The 19,690-nt window shown below is 71.3% G+C and carries 17 protein-coding genes and 2 pseudogenes; 11 read left to right on the forward strand and 8 right to left on the reverse strand.

The window, feature by feature from the left end; translation table 11 throughout:
• Positions 1–308: 308 nt before the first annotated feature.
• From H8R17_RS21665 to mce, 3 genes are all read right to left on the reverse strand, one after another.
• Entirely contained in the window at positions 309–1,244 is a 936-nt protein-coding gene (locus tag H8R17_RS21665; RefSeq protein ID WP_187824872.1) for a cellulose-binding protein, read from the reverse strand.
• A 183-nt stretch (positions 1,245–1,427) separates the two neighbouring features.
• Positions 1,428–5,342 (reverse strand): polarized growth protein Scy, encoded by a 3,915-nt coding sequence (gene scy, locus H8R17_RS21670; RefSeq protein ID WP_187824873.1) that lies wholly within the window; start codon positions 5,340–5,342, stop codon positions 1,428–1,430.
• 233 nt (positions 5,343–5,575) lie between these two features.
• Positions 5,576–6,016, reverse strand: a complete 441-nt coding sequence (gene mce, locus H8R17_RS21675) for a methylmalonyl-CoA epimerase (protein ID WP_187824874.1) — start codon at positions 6,014–6,016, stop codon at positions 5,576–5,578.
• A gap of 149 nt (positions 6,017–6,165) precedes the next feature.
• Here mce and H8R17_RS21680 point away from each other — a divergent pair, with 149 nt between their 5' ends.
• Both H8R17_RS21680 and meaB read left to right on the forward strand, forming a co-directional pair.
• A complete protein-coding gene (locus H8R17_RS21680; protein WP_187824875.1) occupies positions 6,166–7,389 on the forward strand; it encodes an acetyl-CoA C-acetyltransferase in 1,224 nt (407 codons plus the stop codon).
• A gap of 45 nt (positions 7,390–7,434) precedes the next feature.
• Complete coding sequence (meaB, locus tag H8R17_RS21685) at positions 7,435–8,391, forward strand: methylmalonyl Co-A mutase-associated GTPase MeaB (RefSeq protein ID WP_187824876.1); 957 nt, start codon at positions 7,435–7,437, stop codon at positions 8,389–8,391.
• A 245-nt stretch (positions 8,392–8,636) separates the two neighbouring features.
• Here meaB and H8R17_RS21690 read toward each other — a convergent pair whose 3' ends face one another.
• A complete protein-coding gene (locus H8R17_RS21690; protein WP_187824877.1) occupies positions 8,637–9,329 on the reverse strand; it encodes a PepSY domain-containing protein in 693 nt (230 codons plus the stop codon).
• A 63-nt stretch (positions 9,330–9,392) separates the two neighbouring features.
• Between H8R17_RS21690 and H8R17_RS21695 the strand changes: the two are divergent.
• Positions 9,393–9,671: pseudogene (locus H8R17_RS21695) on the forward strand (winged helix-turn-helix domain-containing protein); the annotation flags it as partial.
• Positions 9,668–11,106, forward strand: a pseudogene (locus H8R17_RS21700) (sensor histidine kinase). The pseudogenes H8R17_RS21695 and H8R17_RS21700, both read left to right, overlap by 4 nt.
• 13 nt (positions 11,107–11,119) lie before the next feature.
• Here H8R17_RS21700 and H8R17_RS21705 read toward each other — a convergent pair.
• From H8R17_RS21705 to H8R17_RS21720, 4 genes are all read right to left on the reverse strand, one after another.
• The gene (locus H8R17_RS21705) at positions 11,120–11,596 is read right to left on the reverse strand and encodes a MarR family winged helix-turn-helix transcriptional regulator (RefSeq protein WP_187824878.1); all 477 of its coding nucleotides are present in this window, start codon (positions 11,594–11,596) and stop codon (positions 11,120–11,122) included.
• A 98-nt stretch (positions 11,597–11,694) separates the two neighbouring features.
• Entirely contained in the window at positions 11,695–12,489 is a 795-nt protein-coding gene (locus H8R17_RS21710; protein ID WP_187824922.1) for an AIM24 family protein, read from the reverse strand.
• 2 nt (positions 12,490–12,491) lie between these two features.
• Positions 12,492–13,142, reverse strand: coding sequence for an AIM24 family protein (locus tag H8R17_RS21715; RefSeq protein ID WP_187824879.1), 651 nt, complete (start codon positions 13,140–13,142; stop codon positions 12,492–12,494).
• Position 13,143: 1 nt separating this feature from the next.
• Positions 13,144–13,776 (reverse strand): AIM24 family protein, encoded by a 633-nt coding sequence (locus H8R17_RS21720; protein ID WP_187824880.1) that lies wholly within the window; start codon positions 13,774–13,776, stop codon positions 13,144–13,146.
• A gap of 212 nt (positions 13,777–13,988) precedes the next feature.
• Between H8R17_RS21720 and H8R17_RS21725 the strand changes: the two genes are divergently transcribed.
• The 7 genes from H8R17_RS21725 (at position 13,989) to H8R17_RS21755 (ending at position 19,690) form a co-directional block, all read left to right on the forward strand.
• Positions 13,989–14,339 carry a DUF3817 domain-containing protein gene (locus H8R17_RS21725; protein WP_187824881.1) on the forward strand — a complete coding sequence of 117 codons (351 nt, stop codon included), beginning with the start codon at positions 13,989–13,991 and terminating at the stop codon, positions 14,337–14,339.
• On the forward strand, positions 14,336–14,629 hold the full coding sequence (locus H8R17_RS21730; RefSeq protein ID WP_033312953.1) for an MTH1187 family thiamine-binding protein: 294 nt from the start codon (positions 14,336–14,338) through the stop codon (positions 14,627–14,629). The genes H8R17_RS21725 and H8R17_RS21730 overlap by 4 nt, the downstream gene beginning before the upstream one ends.
• Positions 14,630–15,277: 648 nt before the next feature.
• Positions 15,278–16,387 carry a SchA/CurD-like domain-containing protein gene (locus tag H8R17_RS21735; protein WP_187824882.1) on the forward strand — a complete coding sequence of 370 codons (1,110 nt, stop codon included), beginning with the start codon at positions 15,278–15,280 and terminating at the stop codon, positions 16,385–16,387.
• 43 nt (positions 16,388–16,430) lie between these two features.
• Entirely contained in the window at positions 16,431–16,883 is a 453-nt protein-coding gene (locus tag H8R17_RS21740; protein ID WP_187824883.1) for a cupin domain-containing protein, read from the forward strand.
• Positions 16,880–18,148, forward strand: a complete 1,269-nt coding sequence (locus H8R17_RS21745; RefSeq protein WP_187824884.1) for a beta-ketoacyl synthase — start codon at positions 16,880–16,882, stop codon at positions 18,146–18,148. The genes H8R17_RS21740 and H8R17_RS21745 overlap by 4 nt, the downstream gene beginning before the upstream one ends.
• A complete protein-coding gene (locus tag H8R17_RS21750) occupies positions 18,145–19,434 on the forward strand; it encodes a ketosynthase chain-length factor (RefSeq protein ID WP_187824885.1) in 1,290 nt (429 codons plus the stop codon). The genes H8R17_RS21745 and H8R17_RS21750 overlap by 4 nt, the downstream gene beginning before the upstream one ends.
• Complete coding sequence (locus H8R17_RS21755) at positions 19,424–19,690, forward strand: acyl carrier protein (protein ID WP_187824886.1); 267 nt, start codon at positions 19,424–19,426, stop codon at positions 19,688–19,690. Before H8R17_RS21750 ends, H8R17_RS21755 begins: the two co-directional genes overlap by 11 nt.

Consider the following 19,690-nt stretch of genomic DNA (forward strand, 5'->3'; position numbering starts at 1 on the left):
AAGTCCGACGCCCGCGGCGACGACGGTGCAGACCGTGGTCCACAGGAAGGCGTGGGCCGGTTCGGCACCTCGGCCAGGCCCGGCTGCACGATCACGGCGAGGACGGCGGTGCGAAGGAGCTGGACGAGATCTTCCTGCCGCTCGTGCGCCGCGCAGACGGGCGGCGCTGGACCCCTAAGGGGCGGCGGGGCTGTGACATTGTGCGGCTCCGCCGCGTGGGCGCGCCCGGCCGCAACGAAGCCGCAGACAACGACAAAGGCCCGCACCCCCAAAGGAAGTGCGGGCCTCAGCCGTACTAACCCAAACCCTTACCGGGACTGCTGAGCCGGAACCCCCCGGGAGATCGGCTCCTCCTCGGCCGGCGTACCCGCGGCAGCGACCGCGGCACCGGTGAGCGTGGCAAGCATCTCGCGCACGTTGGTCAGCTGGGCGTTGATCGAGTCGCGGCGGTTGGTCAGCGCAGCGAGCTCGCGCTCGGATTCCGAACGGATCCGGTCGGCCTTGGCGTTGGCATCGGCCACGATGTCCTCGGCCTGACGCTGAGCCGTCTCCACCGTCTGGCGGGCACGGCGCTCGGCATCCGTACGCAGCTTCTCCGCCTCCAGGCGCAGCTGCTCCGCCCGGTGCTCGATCTCGGCGAGCCGCTTCTCGGCCTTGGCCTGACGGGAGGCCAGATCGCGCTCGGACTGCTCGCGGCGCTTGGCGAGGTTCGTCTCGAAGTCCGCCGCGGCCTGGGCGGCCTTGGCACGCGTCTCCTCGAAGAGGGCGTCGGCCTCCTCGCGCTTGGACTGCGCGTCCTTCTGCGCCTCGGCCCGCAGCTGCGAGGCGTCGCTCTTGGCCTTCTCGACGATCCGGACGCCCTCGTCCTCCGCCTTGGCCTTGCGTTCCGTGGAGTAGGCCTCGGCGTCGTTGCGCACCTGCTGGGCGGCCGACTCGGCGAGTTCGCGGTGCTGCTCGGCCGCGCGCCGCGCCTCCTCGCGCAGATCCTTCGCCTCTTCCTCGGCGAGACGGAGGATCTTCTCCACGCGCGCGCCGAGGCCCGCGTACGACGGCTCGGCGTCGTTGATCTGGGCCTGGGCGTTCTGCGTTTCGAGGTGGAGCTCCTCGATGCGCTTTTCCAGAGCGGTGATGCGGGCGAGAGCGCTGTCACGGTCGGAGACGAGCTTGGAGATACGTTCGTCCACCTGAGCGCGGTCGTACCCACGCCGCACAAGCTCGAAGCCGTAGGGGGAAGTGTCGCTCATGGGGTTCCTGTCGAATGAGACCGGTGAGGTGATAGGTGGAATCCTAGGGGCCGAAGCGGTGTGTCATCGAGCGGATGCGTGTTTGATCTGGAGAATGACACCCCTTTTGGGTGGCTGACCGCCGGACGGCTTGCCAAAGATTTGGTCAAAGGCCCCAGAAAACACCGGAACCGGTCCTCCCCGCTAGCTCTCTGACGACTTGCCACCCGAACGTGGGGCGCCGACCGTGGCGCCCGCCTTGACTCCGCCGTCCTTGTTCGGCGACGGGGCCTCAAAGGACTCCAACGCCTCCAGGACGTCCTGGACACGGGAGATCTCGGCGTTGATGTCCTCGCGGCGGCGGACCAGGACCTCCAGCTCGCGCCGGCCCTCCTCGACCGTGCGCTTGGCCTCGCGGACCGCCTCGGCCTTGAGCTCCTCGGCCTCCTTGACGAGCGCCGACTTCTTCTGCTCGGCCTCCTTCAGCAGGCCCTCCGCCTTCTTGACGGCGGCGATGCGCACCTTGCCGGCCTCGGAATTGGCCTCCGAGACGATCTCCTTGGCCTTCGCCTGGGCCTTGGCGAGCTGCTCCTCGGCGGCCTTGACGAGCGAGTCGCAGCGGTCGCCCGCCGACTTCATCGTCTCGGCGGCCTCGCGGCGGGCCCGCTCGTGCAGGTCCTCGATCTCGGTGGTGATGCGGTCGCGCAGCTCCTCGGCGCGCTCCCTGATCTGCGTGGCGTCCCGGCGGGCCCCGACCAGCAGCTCGTCCGCGTCCGTACGGGCCTTCTCCACCAGAGCGTTGCCCTCGACCGTCGCCTCGGAAACCAGCCGGTCGGCCTCCTTACGGGCCGCGCCCACCATCGTGTCGGCCTGCGACTCGGCCTCCGCGGTGGTCTTGTGCGCCTGCTGCTGCGCCTCGGTGAGCAGCTTGTCGGCCTCGGCCGTGGTCTCCGAGATGAGCTTGTCGACCTGCTCGGCCGCCTCCGAACGCCGCTTGTTGGCGTCCTTGCGGGCCTCGTCCAGCGTCCGGTCGGCCTCCTCGCGCGCGGAGGTCACCAGCCGCTCGGCCTCCTCGTCCGCCTCCGCCTTGACCCGCTCCGCATCGGAGCGCAGCCGCTCGGCGTGCTGCTGCGCGGAGCCGACCGTCTCGGCGGCCTCGGTCCGCATCCGCTCCGCGTCGCTGGTGGCGTCCCCGACGAGCTGCTCGGCCCGGGCGACCGAATCGGCCCGCACCCGCTCCGCCTCGTCGGCGGCCTCGGTCCTGACCCGCTCGGCCTCGGTGAGCGCCTCCGTACGGACCCGTTCGGCCTCCGCGGCCGTCTCCGACGTGAGCCGCTCCGCCTCGGCGGTCACCTCGGTGATGAGGGTGTCCGCCTGCGTCGCCGCGTCCGACCGGATGCGGTTGGCGTCCTCGCGAGCGTCCGCCCGGGTGCGTGAGGCGGCCTGGTCGGCCTCGGCGAGCTTGTCCGAGGCCTCCGTACGCACCCGCTGGGCGTGCTCGGAGACGTCCGCCCGGATCCGCTCGGCCTCCGCGACCGCCTCGGACACCGTGCGCTCCGCGAGCACCTCGGCGGCCTCGGCCTCCTCCCGCGCCTCACGCCGCAGGCGGCCCGCGTCCTCGCCGGCCCGCTCCCGCTCGGCGTAGGCGTCGGCGCGGACCCGGTCCGCCTCCTCCTGGGCCTCCTGCCGCATACGCTCCGCCGCGTGCTCGGCGGCCGAGCGCAGCCCGGTGATCTCCTCCTGGGCCTGCTCGTGCAGCCCGGCCACCGAGTCCCGCACCTGCTGGGCGTGCTGCTCGGCGGCGGACACCATCTCCGTGGCGCGCCGGTCGGCCTCCTCGACCAGCCGCACCGCCTCGGCCTGCGCCTCCTCCACGCGCGTGCGTGCGGCGGCCAGCAGCTCCTCGCTCTGCTCGCGGGCCCGGTCGCGCTCCTGGTCGGCCTCCTGCCGGGCGGCGCCGAGGACTTCCTCGGCCTCGCGGCGGCGCCGGGCGGCCTCCTCCTGGGCGGCGGCCAGCGTCTCCGAGGCCTCCGTGCCGAGCCGCTCGGCGGCAGCCTGCGCCTCCGCGCGCACCCGGTCCGCGCTGTCCTGCGCCTCCGCCTTCAGCCGCTCCGCCTCGGACGCGGCCTCCGAGCGCAGCCGTACGGCGTAGGCCTCGCCCTCCGCGCGGGAGGCGGACGCGTCCGACGCCGCCTCGTTGCGCAGCCGCTCGGCCTCCTCCTCGGCCTGCTGCTGGAGCGTACGGATCCGCTCGGCCGCCTCGTTGCGCAGCCGCTCGGCCTCCTCGGCGGCCTCGCGGCGGATCCGCGAGGCCTCCTCACGGGCGTCGGCGAGCGCCTGCTCGGCGGACGCGAGCCGCTCCTCGGCCTCCGTGTGCAGCCGGGTCAGCTCCTCGGCGGCCTTCGCCTGCCTGGCCTCGACCGCGCGCTCGGTCTCCTCGCGCAGCTCGCGCGCGGCCCGCTCGGCGTCGGCCACGAGGGCCTCGGCCTCCTCGGCGGCCTCCTCGCGGTGCCGCTCGGCCTCCGCGCGGGTGCGCTGGAGGGTCTCCTCGGCCTGCCGGCGCAGCGTCGTCGCGCGCTCGATGGCCTCGGTACGGACCTTCTCGCTGTCCGTCTGGGCGGTCGTGCGCAGCTCGTCCGCGTCCGCCTTCGCCTTGGCGAGCAGCTCCTCGGCGGACCCGGCCGCCTCCTCGATCTGCGCCACGGCCTCCTTGCGGGCCTCGGCGCGGATCTTCTCGCCCTCGGCGACCGCGTCGGCGCGCAGCTGCTCGGCCTCGCCGCGCAGCCGGCGGGCCTCCTCCTGCAGCTCGACCGTCTTGGCGCGGTACTCCTTGGTGTCATCCTTCGCCGCGCCCTTGAGCTGCTCGGCGATGTCGTGCGCCTCGGCGCGCAGCCGGTCCGCCTCGGCCTCGGCCTCCGTGCGGATCCGCTCCGCCTCCTCGGCCGCGGCCTTGGTGGTCTGCTTGGCTTTCTCCTGCGCCTTGTTGAGGACGTCCTCGGCGGTCTTGGCCGCCTTGGACAGGGCGGTCGCGCTCTCCTCGGCGGTGATCGTACGGGCCTTCTCCTCGGCCTCCGCGACGATCTTCTCGGCCTCGGCGCGGGCGTCCGCGACCAGCTGCTCGGCCTCGGACTTGGTGGACTCGGCGTCCTTGGTGGCCTCCTCGACCAGCCGGGCGACCTGCTCCTTCGCCGTACGCGTGCGCTGTTCGTTGGCCGACTCGGCGCTCGACAGGGCCTTGGCGGCGGACTCCTTGGCCTCGGCGACCAGCTTCTCGGCCTCCGACTGCGCCTTGCGCAGCGCCTCCTCGGCCTCCGTCATGCGCCGCTCGGCGGCCTTGCTCAGCTCCTGAGCCTCGCGGCGCGCGGACTCCGACTCGGTGGCCGTGGAGGTGCGCAGCTGCTCGGCGTGGTCGGTGGCCTCCTGCGCCTGCGTGGAGGCGGCGTTCAGCAGCCGCTCGGCGTCCGTGCGGGCCCGGCGCAGGATCTGCTCGGCCTCCGTACGTGCCGACTCGGCCTCGCTCTGCAGCCGCTGCCGGGCCTCCGCGGTCAGCCGCTCCGCCTCGGCGCGGGCGGTGGCCATCGCCTGCTCGGCCTCGGCGCGGGACTCCTCCAGCAGGCGGCGGGCCTGCTGCTCGGAGCGGGAGCGCAGCTGCTCCGCCCAGGCCACGTTCTCGTTGACGTGCGACTCGACGGTCTGCCGGCGCTCGGCCAGCTCCTGGTCGAGCTGCTGGCGGCGCGTCACCGCCTCCTGGTGCAGTTCCGACTGGAGCCGGGCCGCCTGCTCTGCGTGCTCCTGGAGGATGCGCTGGGTCTGGGCGCGGGCGTTGCTCAGTTCGCGCTCGGCGTCGGCGCGGATCTGGTCCGCCTGCATCTGCGCGTTGCGCAGCAACTGCTCGGTCTGGTAGCCGAGGTCGCCGCCGTCGAAGGCGGGCCGGGACATGATGGTGCGGCGCGCCTCGTGCAGCTTGGCGCGCAGCACCTCGACCTGGTAGCCGAGGTCCTCGGCATGCTGGATCGCCTTTTCCCGCTCGGTCTTCAGCCGCTTCATCTCGGCCTCGAACCGAGAGAGGTGGTCGACGTCAGCCGCCGGCTCTCGCTCCTGGCTCTCGTAGCCCCGCACTGCGCGGTCCCATCCGTCCCCTGGTCGCAAGTCTCTCCACACGAGCTCCGTCCATCCGCCGAACGGGGCCCCCGGGGAATGGTGTCAGATCAACGGCGGAGCATGGGCTGCTGCCCCGGCGCACGTCCCCCTAAACCGGACCCCGGACAGGTCCCGCCTTATCCGGGCAGGACCTCGGTCACCCTGGCTGAGCGGCGACCGAACCCAACCCTACCGGCCCTTATGTACGGCGGTCAGTGCTCAGGTGACTCAACAGGCGCAGAAGTGACCAGTTCTGTCAGTACGCCATGGCAGTCCTTCGGATGCAGGAATGTGATCCGTGACCCCATGGAACCGCGTCGCGGCTCCTCGTACAGCACGCGTACGCCCTTGTCCCTGATGCCGGCCGATTCGGCGTCGACGTCCGCCGTACCGAACGCGATGTGGTGCACGCCCTCGCCGTTCTTCGCGAGCCACTTGGCGACCGTGGAGTCCTCGCGGACCGGTTCCAGCAGCTGGAGGTACGACGAGCCGCCGTCCGACGTATCGTTGATCTTGAGCATGGCCTCGCGCACGCCCTGCTCCTCGTTGACCTCGGTGTGGAACACCTCGAAGCCGTAGGTGGCCCGGTAGAACTCGACGGTCGCGTCGAGGTCATGACAGGCGATTCCGATGTGGTCGATTCGCGTCAGCATGGAATCAGTGCAGCGCTGATGAGGTGGTTACGCAACGTGCGCGCGATCACACCGACAGCCCGGTGACGGCACGGAGTGCCACTCAGTACATTCGAAGTAAACCCTCGTTCACTCCTCGGCTGTGCAGGCCGGTAAGGGGATTGCAGCTCATGTCTTCAGGAACCTCTGGAACTTCCGGGACGAACGGCACGACGTCCGTGATCGTCGCGGGTGCCCGTACCCCGATGGGGCGGTTGCTCGGCTCGCTGAAGTCCTTCTCCGGAGCCGACCTCGGCGGCTTCGCGATCAAGGCCGCCCTCGACCGTGCGGGGGTCGGTGGCGACCAGGTGCAGTACGTGATCATGGGTCAGGTGCTGCAGGCCGGGGCAGGGCAGATCCCGGCGCGGCAGGCCGCGGTCAAGGCCGGGATCCCGATGAGCATCCCGGCGCTCACCGTCAACAAGGTGTGCCTGTCCGGTCTGGACGCGATCGCGCTGGCGGACCAGCTGATCCGGGCCGGCGAGTTCGACGTGATCGTCGCCGGTGGGCAGGAGTCGATGACGAACGCCCCGCATCTGCTTCCGAAGTCCCGCTCGGGATTCAAGTACGGCGCGGTCGAGATGCTCGACGCCATGGCGTACGACGGGCTGACCGACCCCTTCGAGAACATCGCCATGGGCGCGTCCACGGAGAAGCACAACACGCGGCTGGGGATCCGGCGCGAGGAGCAGGATGCCGTGGCCGCGCTGTCGCACCAGCGGGCGGCGGCGGCCCAGAAGAACGGGATCTTCGAGGCCGAGATCACGCCGGTGGAGATTCCGCAGCGAAAGGGTGACCCGGTACTGGTGAGCCAGGACGAGGGGATCCGCGGCGACACGACCGCGGAGTCCCTGGGCAGGCTGCGGCCGGCGTTCGCCGAGGACGGCACGATCACGGCCGGGTCCTCCTCGCAGATCTCGGACGGTGCGGCGGCCGTGGTCGTGATGAGCAAGGCCAAGGCGCAGGAGCTGGGCCTGGAGTGGATCGCGGAGATCGGCGCGCACGGGAACGTTGCGGGGCCGGACAACTCGCTGCACTCCCAGCCCTCGAACGCGATCCTGCACGCGCTGAAGAAGGAGGGGCTCGACGTCTCCGACCTCGACCTCGTCGAGATCAACGAGGCGTTCGCCGCGGTGGCCGTGCAGTCAATGAAGGACCTCGGCGTGTCCACAGAAAAGGTGAACGTCAACGGCGGTGCCATTGCTCTCGGTCACCCGATCGGGATGTCCGGGGCGCGGCTCGTACTGCATCTCGCGCTGGAGCTGAAGCGGCGCGGTGGCGGTGTCGGGGCGGCGGCGCTGTGCGGTGGCGGTGGCCAGGGTGACGCGCTGGTCGTGCGGGTACCCAAGGCGTAGCGGTTCGCCTGTCCGCGCTGGTCTCTTCTCGTGAACGGAGCTGTGATGCAGGACGTCTCCACGCTGGTGGCCCAGGCCAGGAAGGGGCGGCCGCGGGCCGTGGCCCGGCTGATCTCGCTGGTGGAGGGGGCGTCCCCGCAGCTGAGGGAGGTCATGGCGGCGCTGGCGCCGCTGACCGGCGGGGCGTACGTGGTGGGGCTGACCGGGTCGCCCGGGGTCGGCAAGTCGACGTCGACCTCGGCGCTGGTGACGGCGTACCGCAAGCAGGGCAGGCGGGTCGGGGTGCTGGCGGTGGATCCGTCGTCGCCGTTCTCCGGGGGCGCGCTGCTCGGTGACCGGGTCCGGATGTCGGAGCACGCGTCGGATCCCGGTGTCTACATCCGCTCCATGGCGACGCGAGGCCACCTCGGGGGTCTGGCCTGGGCCGCCCCGCAGGCCATCCGCGTGCTGGACGCGGCGGGCTGTGACGTGATCCTGGTCGAGACGGTGGGCGTGGGCCAGTCGGAGGTGGAGATCGCGTCGCAGGCGGACACGTCGGTGGTGCTGCTGGCGCCGGGGATGGGTGACGGGATCCAGGCGGCGAAGGCCGGGATCCTGGAGATCGGGGACGTCTACGTCGTCAACAAGGCCGACCGGGACGGCGCCGACGCGACGGCCCGCGAGCTGAACCACATGCTGGGCCTGGGCGAGTCCCGGGCGCCGGGTGACTGGCGTCCGCCGATCGTGAAGACGGTCGCTTCCCGGGGTGAGGGTGTCGACGAGGTGGTGGAGGCCCTGGAGAAGCACCGGGCCTGGATGGAGGAGCGGGGCGTCCTCACGGAACGCCGCCTGACCCGGGCCGCCCACGAGGTCGAAACCATCGCGGTCACCGCCCTTCGCGAACGCATCGGCGACCTCCACGGCGACCGCCGCCTCAGCGCCCTCGCGGAACGCATCGTCACCGGTGACCTGGACCCGTACCGTGCGGCGGACGAACTGGTTACCGGGTTGACGCGCGGCTGAGCTGCTCGGGGGTCGCCGGGTGCGGGTTGTGGGGTACGCCTGCGGCGGCCTGCGCCGGCTCCGGTGGGGGTGCGCGTGGCAGGCGCTTCTCGGCGCCGGTCGGCATCTCTCAGCCCGTCCGGCGTTCGAGGACGAGGCCGTTCAGGCCGAAGCGGGGTCTTGGGGGTGCAGCCCCCAGCACCACGCCCGCCCCCACCGAGCCGCGCCCGACAACGTCGCCCGGCGCCTGGCGATCCGCCGTTTCGTCAGTCGTCGTCGTCCGGGCGGTCCGCCGTGACCTTGCCGGAGTCCAGGTCGACGTTCCGGTCCTGGCCGGCCTTGCCGGGCGTGTGCGTCTCCACGTCCCACGCCATCGCGCCGCCGTCCTCGTCGAGGTCCACCGACGTCACCGTGCCCTTGCCGACCGCCGCCCGCGCGGCCTCCTCGGCCGTCACCGACGTACCCTTCAGCGCGGCCCGCACCTCGGCGGTGTCGTCCTCGCGCTCGCTGTGGGAGCCGAGGACCTTCCCGCCGGCGGGGTCGACACGAACGCTGTGCCAGGTGTCGTCACCGCCGAGGACGTCGACGTTCCACATGACCGGACCGTCGTCCTCGTCGTCCAGGTCTGCGGAGACGGCGGTCCCCGCGGTGTGCTTCAGCGCGGCGGCGATGGCCTCCGGCGCGGTCACGTCCACGGAGCCCGCACGCGCGGCCTCGGCATCGTCGCCCCGTATGCCGTCGTCGTCCCGGTCGTCCCGGTCGTCCTGGCCGTGCCGGTCGTGCCGGTCATCCGCGTCGTCCCGCGCCCCGTCGTCGTCCCGTACGCCGTCCGACAGCCGCACGTCCGTCTGATGCGCCGGACTGCCACCGTCGTCGCCCGTGACCGCGAGGGCCGTGGCCGTACCGCCTCCGATGAGGGCGGACGCCGTGACGGCGGCGATCACGATGTTGCGCTTCATGCGGGTTCCTCCCGAGTCGCTTCGTTTTCGGCGCCTTCAATCTGGCCGACCGACGCTGAGCGGAATGGGGAACTGAAGGTCGACACCGCTGCTCGGCGGGTTTTTCTCGGTGAGGAGGAAGTGACCCTCACCGCCAAGGAGTTCGCCGTTCTGGCGCACCTGGTGCTGCGGGCCGGTGAGGTGGTGTCCAAGTCCGACATCCTGGAGCATGTCTGGGACTTCGCCTATGAAGGCGATCCGAACATCGTCGAGGTGTACGTCAGTACCCTGCGGCGCAAGTTGCGCGCCGAGCTCATCCGGACCGTGCGCGGCGCCGGCTACCGGCTGGAGACGGGGAGATGAGGCGCCTGTTCGGCTCCGTCCGGGCCCGCGCGACGCTCGCCGCCACCCTCGTGGTCGCCGTGGCCCTCGTCGCGGCCGGGACGGCCGTGCTGTTGTCCCTGCGCTCCAACCTGATCGGGGAGGCCGGCACGCAGGCGGAACGCTCCGCGCGGGCCGTCGCCTCCGAGCTGTCCGCCGGGACGGCGTACGGCAAGCTCACGCTGGACGTCGAGGACCGGCCGGTCCAGGTCGTCACCGAGGACGGGCGGCTGCTCGCGGTCAGCGAGAACCTGGAGCGGATCAGCGGCACGCACACCACCGAGGTCCGGCCGGAGGCGTCGGCGCAACCCACCCCCCGGGAGACCGACGGCGACGATGACGACCGCGACGACTCGCACTCCGGGGACGGGGACGACTCGGATCAGTCCCTCCATCCCGGTCAGATCGCCGAGCGGGCCGTCCTGTCCACCGGTTCCGCGACGCTCGACGGGACACGGAGGACTACCGGTTCGCCGCCGTCGACGTGGAGGCCCCGGACAAGGGCCGCCTGACCGTGTACGCGGGCGCTCCGCTGTCCGCCGAGCACAGCGCCGTGAACACCGCGCTGAGCGTCATGCTGATCGGGTTCCCGCTGCTGCTGGGCGTGGTCGCGGCGGTGACCTGGCTGATCACCCGGCGTGCCCTGCGCCCGGTGGTCGATCCGGCGCGAGATGGCCGCGATCACCGCCTCCGAGGACCTCGCGCGCCGCGTCCCGCAGCCCGACACGCACGACGAGGTGGCCCGGCTCGCCCGCACCACGAACGAGACGCTCGCCGCCCTCGAGACCTCCGTGGAGCGTCAGCGGCGGTTCGTCGCCGACGCCTCGCACGAACTGCGCAGCCCGATCGCGTCCCTGCGCACCCAGCTCGAAGTGGCCGCCGCCCACCCCGAACTGCTGGACGTGCCGGGCGCCGTCGAGGACGCCGTGCGGCTTCAGGACCTCGCCGCCGACCTGCTGCTGCTCGCCCGTCTCGACGCGGGGGAGCGGCCCGCCGACGCGCGCGTGGACCTCGCCGCCCTGGCGCGGGAGGAGGCCGCCGGGCGGACGGGGTCAGCGTGTCCGGGGAGGCCGTGGAAGTGGCCGGATCGAAGGGGCAGTTGGGGCGAGTGCTCGCCAATCTGCTCGACAACGCGCAGCGGCATACCCGGTCGGTGGTCGAGGTGACCGTGCGACGGGAGGGCGACCGTGCCGTGGTCGGGGTCGCCGACGACGGGGACGGGGTGCCCGAGGCGGACCGGGAGCGGATGTTCGAGCGGTTCGTACGGCTGGACGCCGCTCGAAGCCGGGACGACGGCGGCGCCGGCCTGGGCCTCGCCATCGCCCGCGACGTCGCCGTACGCCACGGCGGCACACTCACCGTCCATGAGGGCCCGGCAGGCGGAGCCCTGTTCGTACTCCGCCTGCCGCTTGCGTAAGGCCTGGTCCGGGTCAGGGGCGGCCGCGCTGGCCCCGCAGGTGATCCGCGATGGGCTTGAGCGCCCTGTCGAGCTCCGCCAGGGCATCGGGGGGCAGCAGATCGATGAAGTGCCTCCGCACAGACGCCACATGGTGCGGCGCGACCTTCTTCATCGTCTCCATGCCGTGCTCGGTGAGCACCGCGTAGAGCCCGCGGCGGTCGGACTCGCAGTTCTCGCGCCGGACCAGATCTGTGTTCTCCATGCGGGTGATCTGGTGCGAGAGGCGGCTCTTGGACTGGAGGGTGGCGGACGCGAGGTCGCTCATCCGCATCCGTACGCCCTCCGACTCGGAGAGATTCACCAGGATCTCGTAGTCGTTCATTGTCAGGCCGAACGGCTGCAGGTCCTTCTCCAGCTGGTATGTCAACAGTCTGTTGACCTCCAGGTGGGTGCGCCAGGCGCACTGCTCCGCATCGGTCAGCCAGGGCGTGGCCGTCTCGGTCTCCATGAATGAAGTCTACCTAAGAAGTTGAAAGGCGAACTAGTGAGCGTTTTTTCTTCGTGCCGGCGTGCGCGCGTTCGACGTCACACTCCGCAGATTACCGCTCACAGCCCGAAGCGACGCTGGAGGCCGCCGAGCTGTCCGGGAAGACGCGGTATCCCGGCCTGCTGTCCCTGGGGACCGGACGCCCCGCCGCCACCGGGCACACCCGCCTGCTGCGGCACCGCTCCCGTGGCCTGCTCGGCCATCAGGGTCTCGGTCGACTGGAGCAGCACTGTGCCGACTCCCGCGAACTCGAACTGGTGCTCCTCCCCGGAGGCTCCGCCCAGTCCCGTCATCGCACGTAGGCCGCCCAGCAAGCCCTTCATGTAACCGTGGTCGTAGTGGTGGCACGGGGAGGGGCAGTCGGCCCAGCCGACGAGGGCCTGCGGGTCCACCCGGATCGGGGGCTCCATGAACACCACCGGGCCGTTGGAGGCGGCCACGAACTTTCCGGTTCCGATGAGCGTCAGAAAGCCCGGCACGATCGACTGCTTGAGGGCGAGACTTGGCTGAAATGCGAGCAGGTTGCCCGAGCGAATGGTCAGGTTGCCGTCCTCCAGGTCGAAGGAATTCACATCGAAGGCCCGGTCGGCGAGGAGCATCTTGCCCGAGCCCTGCGCCACCACCCAGTCGCTGGCGTGCAGAGGCGAATGAAAGGACGTCCGGACAAGCTGGTCCAGTCGGCCGTGCCCGACGCCGTTGAACTCCATCGAGCCGTAGTAGGCGATCATCTTCCCCTTCTGCAGGAACCACTGGCTCCCCTTGAGCTCCACGCAGAAGGTGTACGCGTCGACGTTGTCGTCGGACGGCAGCGTCAGCGGGTCGTACACCGTCGGGCCGCCTGCCACCCCGTGCATGCTCACAGCTTCTCCTCCGACGCCTGGACGTACACCGCACCGTTGCCGCTCAGCTCCAGCTGGAACGCCTCGCCGGAGCCGCGGCCCACCATGTCGCGCCAGCCCAGCGCGGTGGACAGCTTGTTGCGCACGTCGCCGTGGTGGGCGACGTAGGCCTGCGGGTCGACGTGCACCGGGCGCTGCGGGGTGATCGGCAGCTCGAAGACGCCGCCGTGGGCCATCACCGCGACGGCCCCGTGCCCCTTCAGGGTGGTCGTGAACAGCCCCTGCCCCGAGACCTGGCCGCGGACCATGCCCATGACGCCGCCCTGCGAGCCCAGGAACATCGTGCCCTGCTGGAGCGTGCCCTCGAACGCGAGCAGGCGGTCCGCCTCGACGCACAGCGTGTCCCCGGCGAGGTGGATCACCTGCACATGGTGGCCGCCGTGCCCGAAGAGGACCGTGCCGTTGCCCTCCACGCTCATCAGGGGCGTGTCCTCGTCCGCGACCCGGCGGCCGATCATCGACATGATCCCGCCCTGGCCGCCGGCCACGTTGGGCGTGAAGGACACCTCGCCCTTGTAGGCGAGCATGGCGCCGCGCTGGCTGAACAGCCGCTGGCCGGGCGCAACGGTCGCCTCGACCATCTTGTCGTTGATCTCCCTGAAGGTCATCTCACACGTCCCCCGCGATCGTGTTCCGCTCGCTCGGCTGGACGTAGACCAGGCCGTCGCCCTCGAAGCGGATCTGGAAGGCCTCGCCGCCGCCCTCTCCGAGGAGCGTGCGGAACGTCACACCGGACTGGAACGACTGCCGGACGTTCCCCTGGTGGGCGACATAGGCCCCCGGGTCGACGACCAGCGGGTACTGCGGGCTCACCCGCAGCACCACCGCGGGCCCGTCCGAGGTGATCGCCGCCTGCCCGTGCCCCTCGACGGTGGTCGTGAACAGCCCGGTGCCCTGCGAGGCGCCGCGCAGCCCCGTGAAGCTGGTGCCGGTTCGCAGGGCGCCGTCGGTCGCGAGCAGATTGCTCGACTCCACGTACAGCTTGTCCCCCTGGAGGCCGACCAGGTTGATCTCGGTGGCCCGGTCCGCGAACCAGCACGTCCCGTGCCCCTTCACCTCCATCACGGTCATCTGCTCACCGGTCAGCCGCCGGGTCACCATCCCCCGTACACCCTCGCCGCCCCCGCTCATCTTCTTGAAGGCCATCTGCCCGTCGTACGCCACCATCGAGCCGTTCTTCGCCTTCACGGCGTCCCCGCTCATGTCGACGGCGAGCACCTTGCTGCTCTGAAGTCGGAACATCGCCACGACTGTGAAGGTAGCCGCGGGTGGCCCGTACGGACAGGGCCCACGGGTGGAGACAGACCCTGAGCGCACCCCTAGGGGACGGGGCGTACGCGCCGTTTGCCACAATGGGGCGAACGCTTGTGGGTTCGTTCACAAACCGTGACGGCGTCAGGCCGCCGACGTAACTCCCATCAGACCGCCGACGTCTCTCCCACCGAAGGTGACCCGTGGACATCAAGACCGCCACCGCCCTCCGCCGCCTCCGCCTGGTCTCGGCCCCCGAGGCGATCTCCTTCCTGCTGCTGCTCGTCTGCTCGGTGCTGAAGCGGACCACGGACTTCAACGCCGTGCCGGTGATGGGCATGGTCCACGGCATCCTGTTCATCCTGTACGTGATCTTCTGGGCCGACGCCTGGAACCGCACCAAGTGGCCGCTGAAGACCGCCGCCCTCTACTTCGTCCTCTCCGTGCTGCCCACCGGCGGCTTCTTCGCCGAGCGCAAGGTGCGCCGCGAAGCCGAGAGCGCCGTGATCGCCGCCCGCGCCCGCAAGGAGAAGGAAGGGGTCGTCGGCGCATGATCGTCGCGTTCTCCGTGACGCCGCTCGGGGTCGGCGAGGACGTGGGGGAGTACGTCGCCGACGCCGTCCGCGTCGTCCGCGAGTCCGGGCTGCCGAACCGCACCGACGCCATGTTCACCTCCGTCGAGGGCGAGTGGGACGAGGTGATGGACGTCGTCAGGCGGGCGGTGGCCGCGGTCGAGCAGCGCGCCCCGCGCGTGTCCCTGGTCCTGAAGGCGGACATCCGCCCCGGGGTGACGGACGGCCTCACCTCGAAGGTGGAGACGGTCGAGCGGCACCTGGCCGAGTAGGCCGCGACGAAGAAAGCCCCGGCTCTCATGGGCCGGGGTTCTGGTCGTCCCCCTCCGCGCGTGTACCGGCGAACACTGCTTCCTGGGAGGAGGTGGTGGACGTGCGCGTACCCGAACTGATCGGCGCCACGGCCGAGGTGGCTCCGGGCGATCACACCGCTGTCCGAATGCCCGTGGTAGGCCGGGAGAGCCGCCTTGGGCGCCCTCGAACACCTCGCAGTCATGGACACCCGCGCCCGCCGCACGCCGCGCCGCTGACCGAAGGCACCCGCACACCCGCAACACCCGTTGCGCGAGCGGAACCGCGGCGCCCCGGCCGACGTCCCCGGCGGCACGATGCCCGGCGGGCAGCGCGCCTGCCAGGACTCCCGCTCGGCCCGCCGCGAGCACACACCGCACGCCGCAAGCTCCCGTCGGTTGAGCCTTCGAGGAGCTCCCGCAGCACCTCGACCTCGCCCGAACAGCGCGTCGGCACCCGCCCCTTCGGGCTGACCAGGGGCACGACGCGCACCGGACAGTTCCCTCAATTGGCCCCTGCGGCTCGCGGAGCCTGCTGCACCGACCCACGATGAAGGCTCAGGGCCGACCGTCGTTCGCGCAGCGGACACGGATGGCTGCCGCTTGTCCCGCGAAGGAAGGGCCTGCCGGATGACCTCATCGACCTACACATCCCAGTCGGCGTTCGACGGCTCGAGACTGCGAGTCATCCTGTTCGTCGATCTCCACGAAGGCGCACAGCAGGAGTTCCTCGACGCGTACGAGCACATGCGCAGCCGCGTCGCGTCGGTTCCCGGTCACCTCGGTGACCAGCTGTGCCAGTCCGCGGAGGACCCGTCCCAGTGGCTCATCACCAGTGAATGGGAAACGGCCCCGCCCTACCTCGCCTGGGTGCACAGTGAAGAGCACTTCGAGACGGTCAGGCCCCTGCAGGACTGCGTCCGCGAGCTCCGGTCGATGCGTTACCGGATCCTCCGGGAGACCGGCCGCGCTCTCCCGCTCCCCGACGGACTCCAGGTGCCCGTACGGGTGGGCGACGGGGTGACGCGCCACGCGCTGACGTTCACCGTCAAGCCCGGCTCCGAGTCGAAGGTCGAGGAGATCCTCGCCGGATACGCGCCGCCGGAGGCCCGCGTCGACGACTCCACGCGGCTGCTCCGCACCACGCTCTTCATACACGGCAACCGGGTCGTACGCACCGTCGAGGTGCAGGGCGACCTGACGGCGGCGCTGCGCCATGTGGCGCGGCAGCCGGAGGTACGGGCCGTGGAGGAAGCCCTCAACCCGTATCTGGAACAGAGCAGGGACCTGACCGACCCCGAGTCCGCACGGGCCTTCTTCCTCCGCGCGGCCATGCCGCCCGTCCACCATGTGGCACGTGGCGGCCCGGAACCGGCCGGTCTGCGGCGGCACGCGCTGTACTACCCGGCCCGGAAGGGCCGCGGGACGGCGCTGGCCCAGCTGCTCTCCCAGCAGGACGAGACCACCATGGACGACCCCGCGGGCCTGGTGCACCGCAGCACCGTCTTCCACCGGGGCGACATCGTCGTCCGGCTCATCGACGTGACCCGCGATCCCGAGACCGCTCCGGCCCTGGCGCTCGGCGTCAACGGCACCCGCAGGGCCGCCGTGCTGGAACGCCTGCTCGACGGTGCCGCACTCGGCATGGCAGGACCGCTCACGGGCGAACGGGACGCGACCCGCCTCCTGGCGCACGCCGGCATGACGCTGGTCACCGATCGCAGGGCTCCGCAGTCCTGACAACGGGACAACACCTCCCAACCGACCGACCTGGAGACGGACCATGGACAACACGCGCCCGCGCATCGTGGACCTGAGCGAGACCGAGCCCAACCGCAAGCGAGGCGGCGACCTGCGCACCATGCTCACCCCCATCACGGTGGGGTCCACGAGCGGGTTCATGGGCCTGGCCATCATGCAGCCGGGCGAGCGCATCAGCGAGCACTACCACCCGTACTCGGAGGAGTTCGTGTACGTCATCCAGGGCAGGCTGGAGGCCGACCTGAATGGTGAAACGTTTCCTCTCTCTGCCGAACAAGCCCTCATGATCCCCATCGACATGCGGCACCGGTTCCGCAATGTCGGTGACGAGGAAGTCCGGATGGTCTTCCACCTGGGCCCGCTGGCGCCGAAGCCGAGCCTCGGCCACGTCGACACGGAGGCCGTGGAGGAGAGCGAGGACCTCAAGGCCTACCCCCTCGTTCAGGAACCCGAACGTCATGGGGCCCCATCGTGAACCGGCGGGTGGCGGTCACCGGCATCGGCGTGGTCGCCCCCGGCGGGATCGGGGTGCGGGCCTTCTGGGACCTGCTCTCGGAAGGCCGTACGGCGACACGCGGCATCACCCTGTTCGACCCCGCGGGGCTGCGCTCCCGGATCGCCGCCGAGTGCGACTTCGACCCGCTCGCGCACGGACTCGAACCCGAGCTGGCCCAACACGCCGACCGGTACATCCAGTTCGCCGTGGTCGCGGCGGCGGAGGCGGTGGCCGACTGCGGCATCGAACTCGGCGGGGAAGACCCCTGGCGCGTGGCCGTCTCCCTCGGCAGCGCGGTGGGCGGCACAACCCGCCTGGAGCACGACTACGTCCTGGTCAGCGAGCGAGGACAGCGCTGGGACGTCGACCATCGCGCCGCCGGCCCGCAACTGCACCTGGCGTTCTCGCCGAGCACGCTGGCCTCCGTCGTGGCGGAGCGGTTCGGCGCCCAGGGGCCGGTGCAGACGGTCTCGACCGGCTGCACCTCCGGACTCGACGCGGTGGGCTACGCCTTCCACACCATCGAGGAAGGCCGCGCCGACATCTGCATAGCCGGGGCGTCGGACTCCCCGATCTCCCCGATCACCATGGCCTGCTTCGACGCCATCAAGGCGACGTCGCCGAACAACGACGACCCGGCGCACGCCTCGCGGCCCTTCGACGCCCATCGCGACGGGTTCGTCATGGGCGAGGGCGCCGCAGTGCTCGTACTGGAGGAGCTGGAGCACGCCCGGGCCCGCGGCGCGCACGTGTACTGCGAGGTCGGCGGCTACGCCACGTTCGGCAACGCCTACCACATGACCGGGCTGACCAGTGAGGGCCTGGAGATGGCCAAGGCCATCGACAGCGCGCTCGACCACGCCCGCGTGGACCCCTCGCACATCGACTACGTCAACGCGCACGGCTCGGGCACCCGCCAGAACGACCGCCATGAGACCGCCGCGGTCAAGAAGTCCCTGGGCGCCCACGCCTACGACACGCCGATGAGCTCGATCAAGTCCATGGTGGGCCACTCTCTGGGTGCGATCGGCGCGATCGAGGTCGTCGCCTGCGTGCTGGCCCTGACCCACCAGGTGGTACCGCCCACGGCCAACTATCAGACCCCGGACCCCGAGTGCGATCTGGACTACGTACCCCGCACCGCACGCCCCCGCAGGCTCGGCAACGTGCTCTCCGTGGGCAGCGGTTTCGGCGGGTTCCAGTCCGCAGTGCTCTTGACGAGGCCGGGCGGGAGGACAGCATGACTGGTCAGCGAACCCGGCACACCGCGATCACGGGGATCGGTGTGGTCGCGCCCAACGGACTCGGTACGGACACCTACTGGAAGTCCCTCAGGGAGGGCGTGAGCGTACTGGACCGGATCACCCGGGAGGGATGCGGACACCTGCCGCTGCGCGTCGCCGGCGAGGTCCGGGGATTCGACGCCTCGGCACTGATCGAGGAGACCTTCCTCGTCCAGACCGACCGGTTCACCCACTTCGCGCTGGCCGCCGCCGACGCCGCCCTGCAGGACGCGGGACTGAGCAGCGTCGCCGCCGAATCGCCCTACTCCGTCGGCGTGGTCACCGCCGCCGGCTCCGGCGGCGGCGAGTTCGGCCAGCGGGAACTGCAGAAGCTGTGGGGACAAGGGCCCCGTTTCGTCGGCCCCTACCAGTCCATCGCCTGGTTCTACGCGGCCAGCACCGGCCAGATATCCATCCGCAGCGGCTTCAAGGGCCCCTGCGGGGTCGTCGCCAGCGACGAGGCGGGCGGGCTGGACGCCGTCGCGCACGCCGCCCGCGTCGTGCGGCGGGGAACCGACGTCGTCGTGGCCGGCGCGGCCGAGGCGCCGCTCGCCCCGTACTCGATGGTCTGCCAGCTCGGATACCCCGAACTCAGCACCGTCGAGGACCCGGCGCGCGCCTACCGCCCCTTCACCTCGGCGGCCTGCGGGTTCGTGCCCGCGGAGGGCGGTGCCGTCCTGGTCGTCGAAGACGCGGACCGGGCGCACCGCCGCGACACGGCCGTCCGTGCCACCGTGGCGGGACATGCCGCCACGTTCACCGGCGCCTCGCGCTGGGACCGGTCCCGGGAGGGACTCGCCCACGCCATCCGCGGTGCCCTCGACGAGGCCGGCTGCGCACCGGAGGAGATCGACGTGGTCTTCGCCGACGCGATGGGCACACCGGAAGCGGACCGCGCCGAGGCTCTCGCCCTCGCCGACGCCCTCGGCCCGCACGCCACCCGCGTGCCGGTCACGGCCCCCAAGACCGGCATCGGGCGCTCCTACTGCGGGGCACCCCTGCTGGACATCGCGGCCGCGGTGATGGCCATGGAGCACGGGCAGATCCCGCCCACACCGGGCGTCTTCGACATCTGCCACGACATCGACCTGGTGATCTCCACGGCGCGCCCGGCCGAGCTCCGCACGGCCCTGGTCCTCAGCCGTGGACTCATGGGCTCCAACGCGGCGCTGATACTGCGCCGCGGCCCGGGGTCCGCCGACCGGCACACGCACCTGTACGACAAGGAGAACGCGCATGACCACTGAAGTGTCCGAAGTGACCGTCGAGGAACTGGCCGCGCTCATGAAGAAGGCCGCCGGAGTCACCGTCGACCCGCACGAACTCGCGAGCCGGATGGACGCCCGCTTCGCCGAGTTCGGCCTGGATTCCCTCGGCCTCCTCGGCATCGTGGGCGAACTGGAGAACCGGTACGGCCGGCCGCTCCCCACGGACGCCGAGCGGTGCAAGACCCCCGGCGACTTCCTCGCTCTCGTGAACACCACCCTGAGGACCGGAGTCTGA

It is taken from the genome of Streptomyces sp. TRM68367, from assembly GCF_014495685.1.
Classification (GTDB): domain Bacteria; phylum Actinomycetota; class Actinomycetes; order Streptomycetales; family Streptomycetaceae; genus Streptomyces.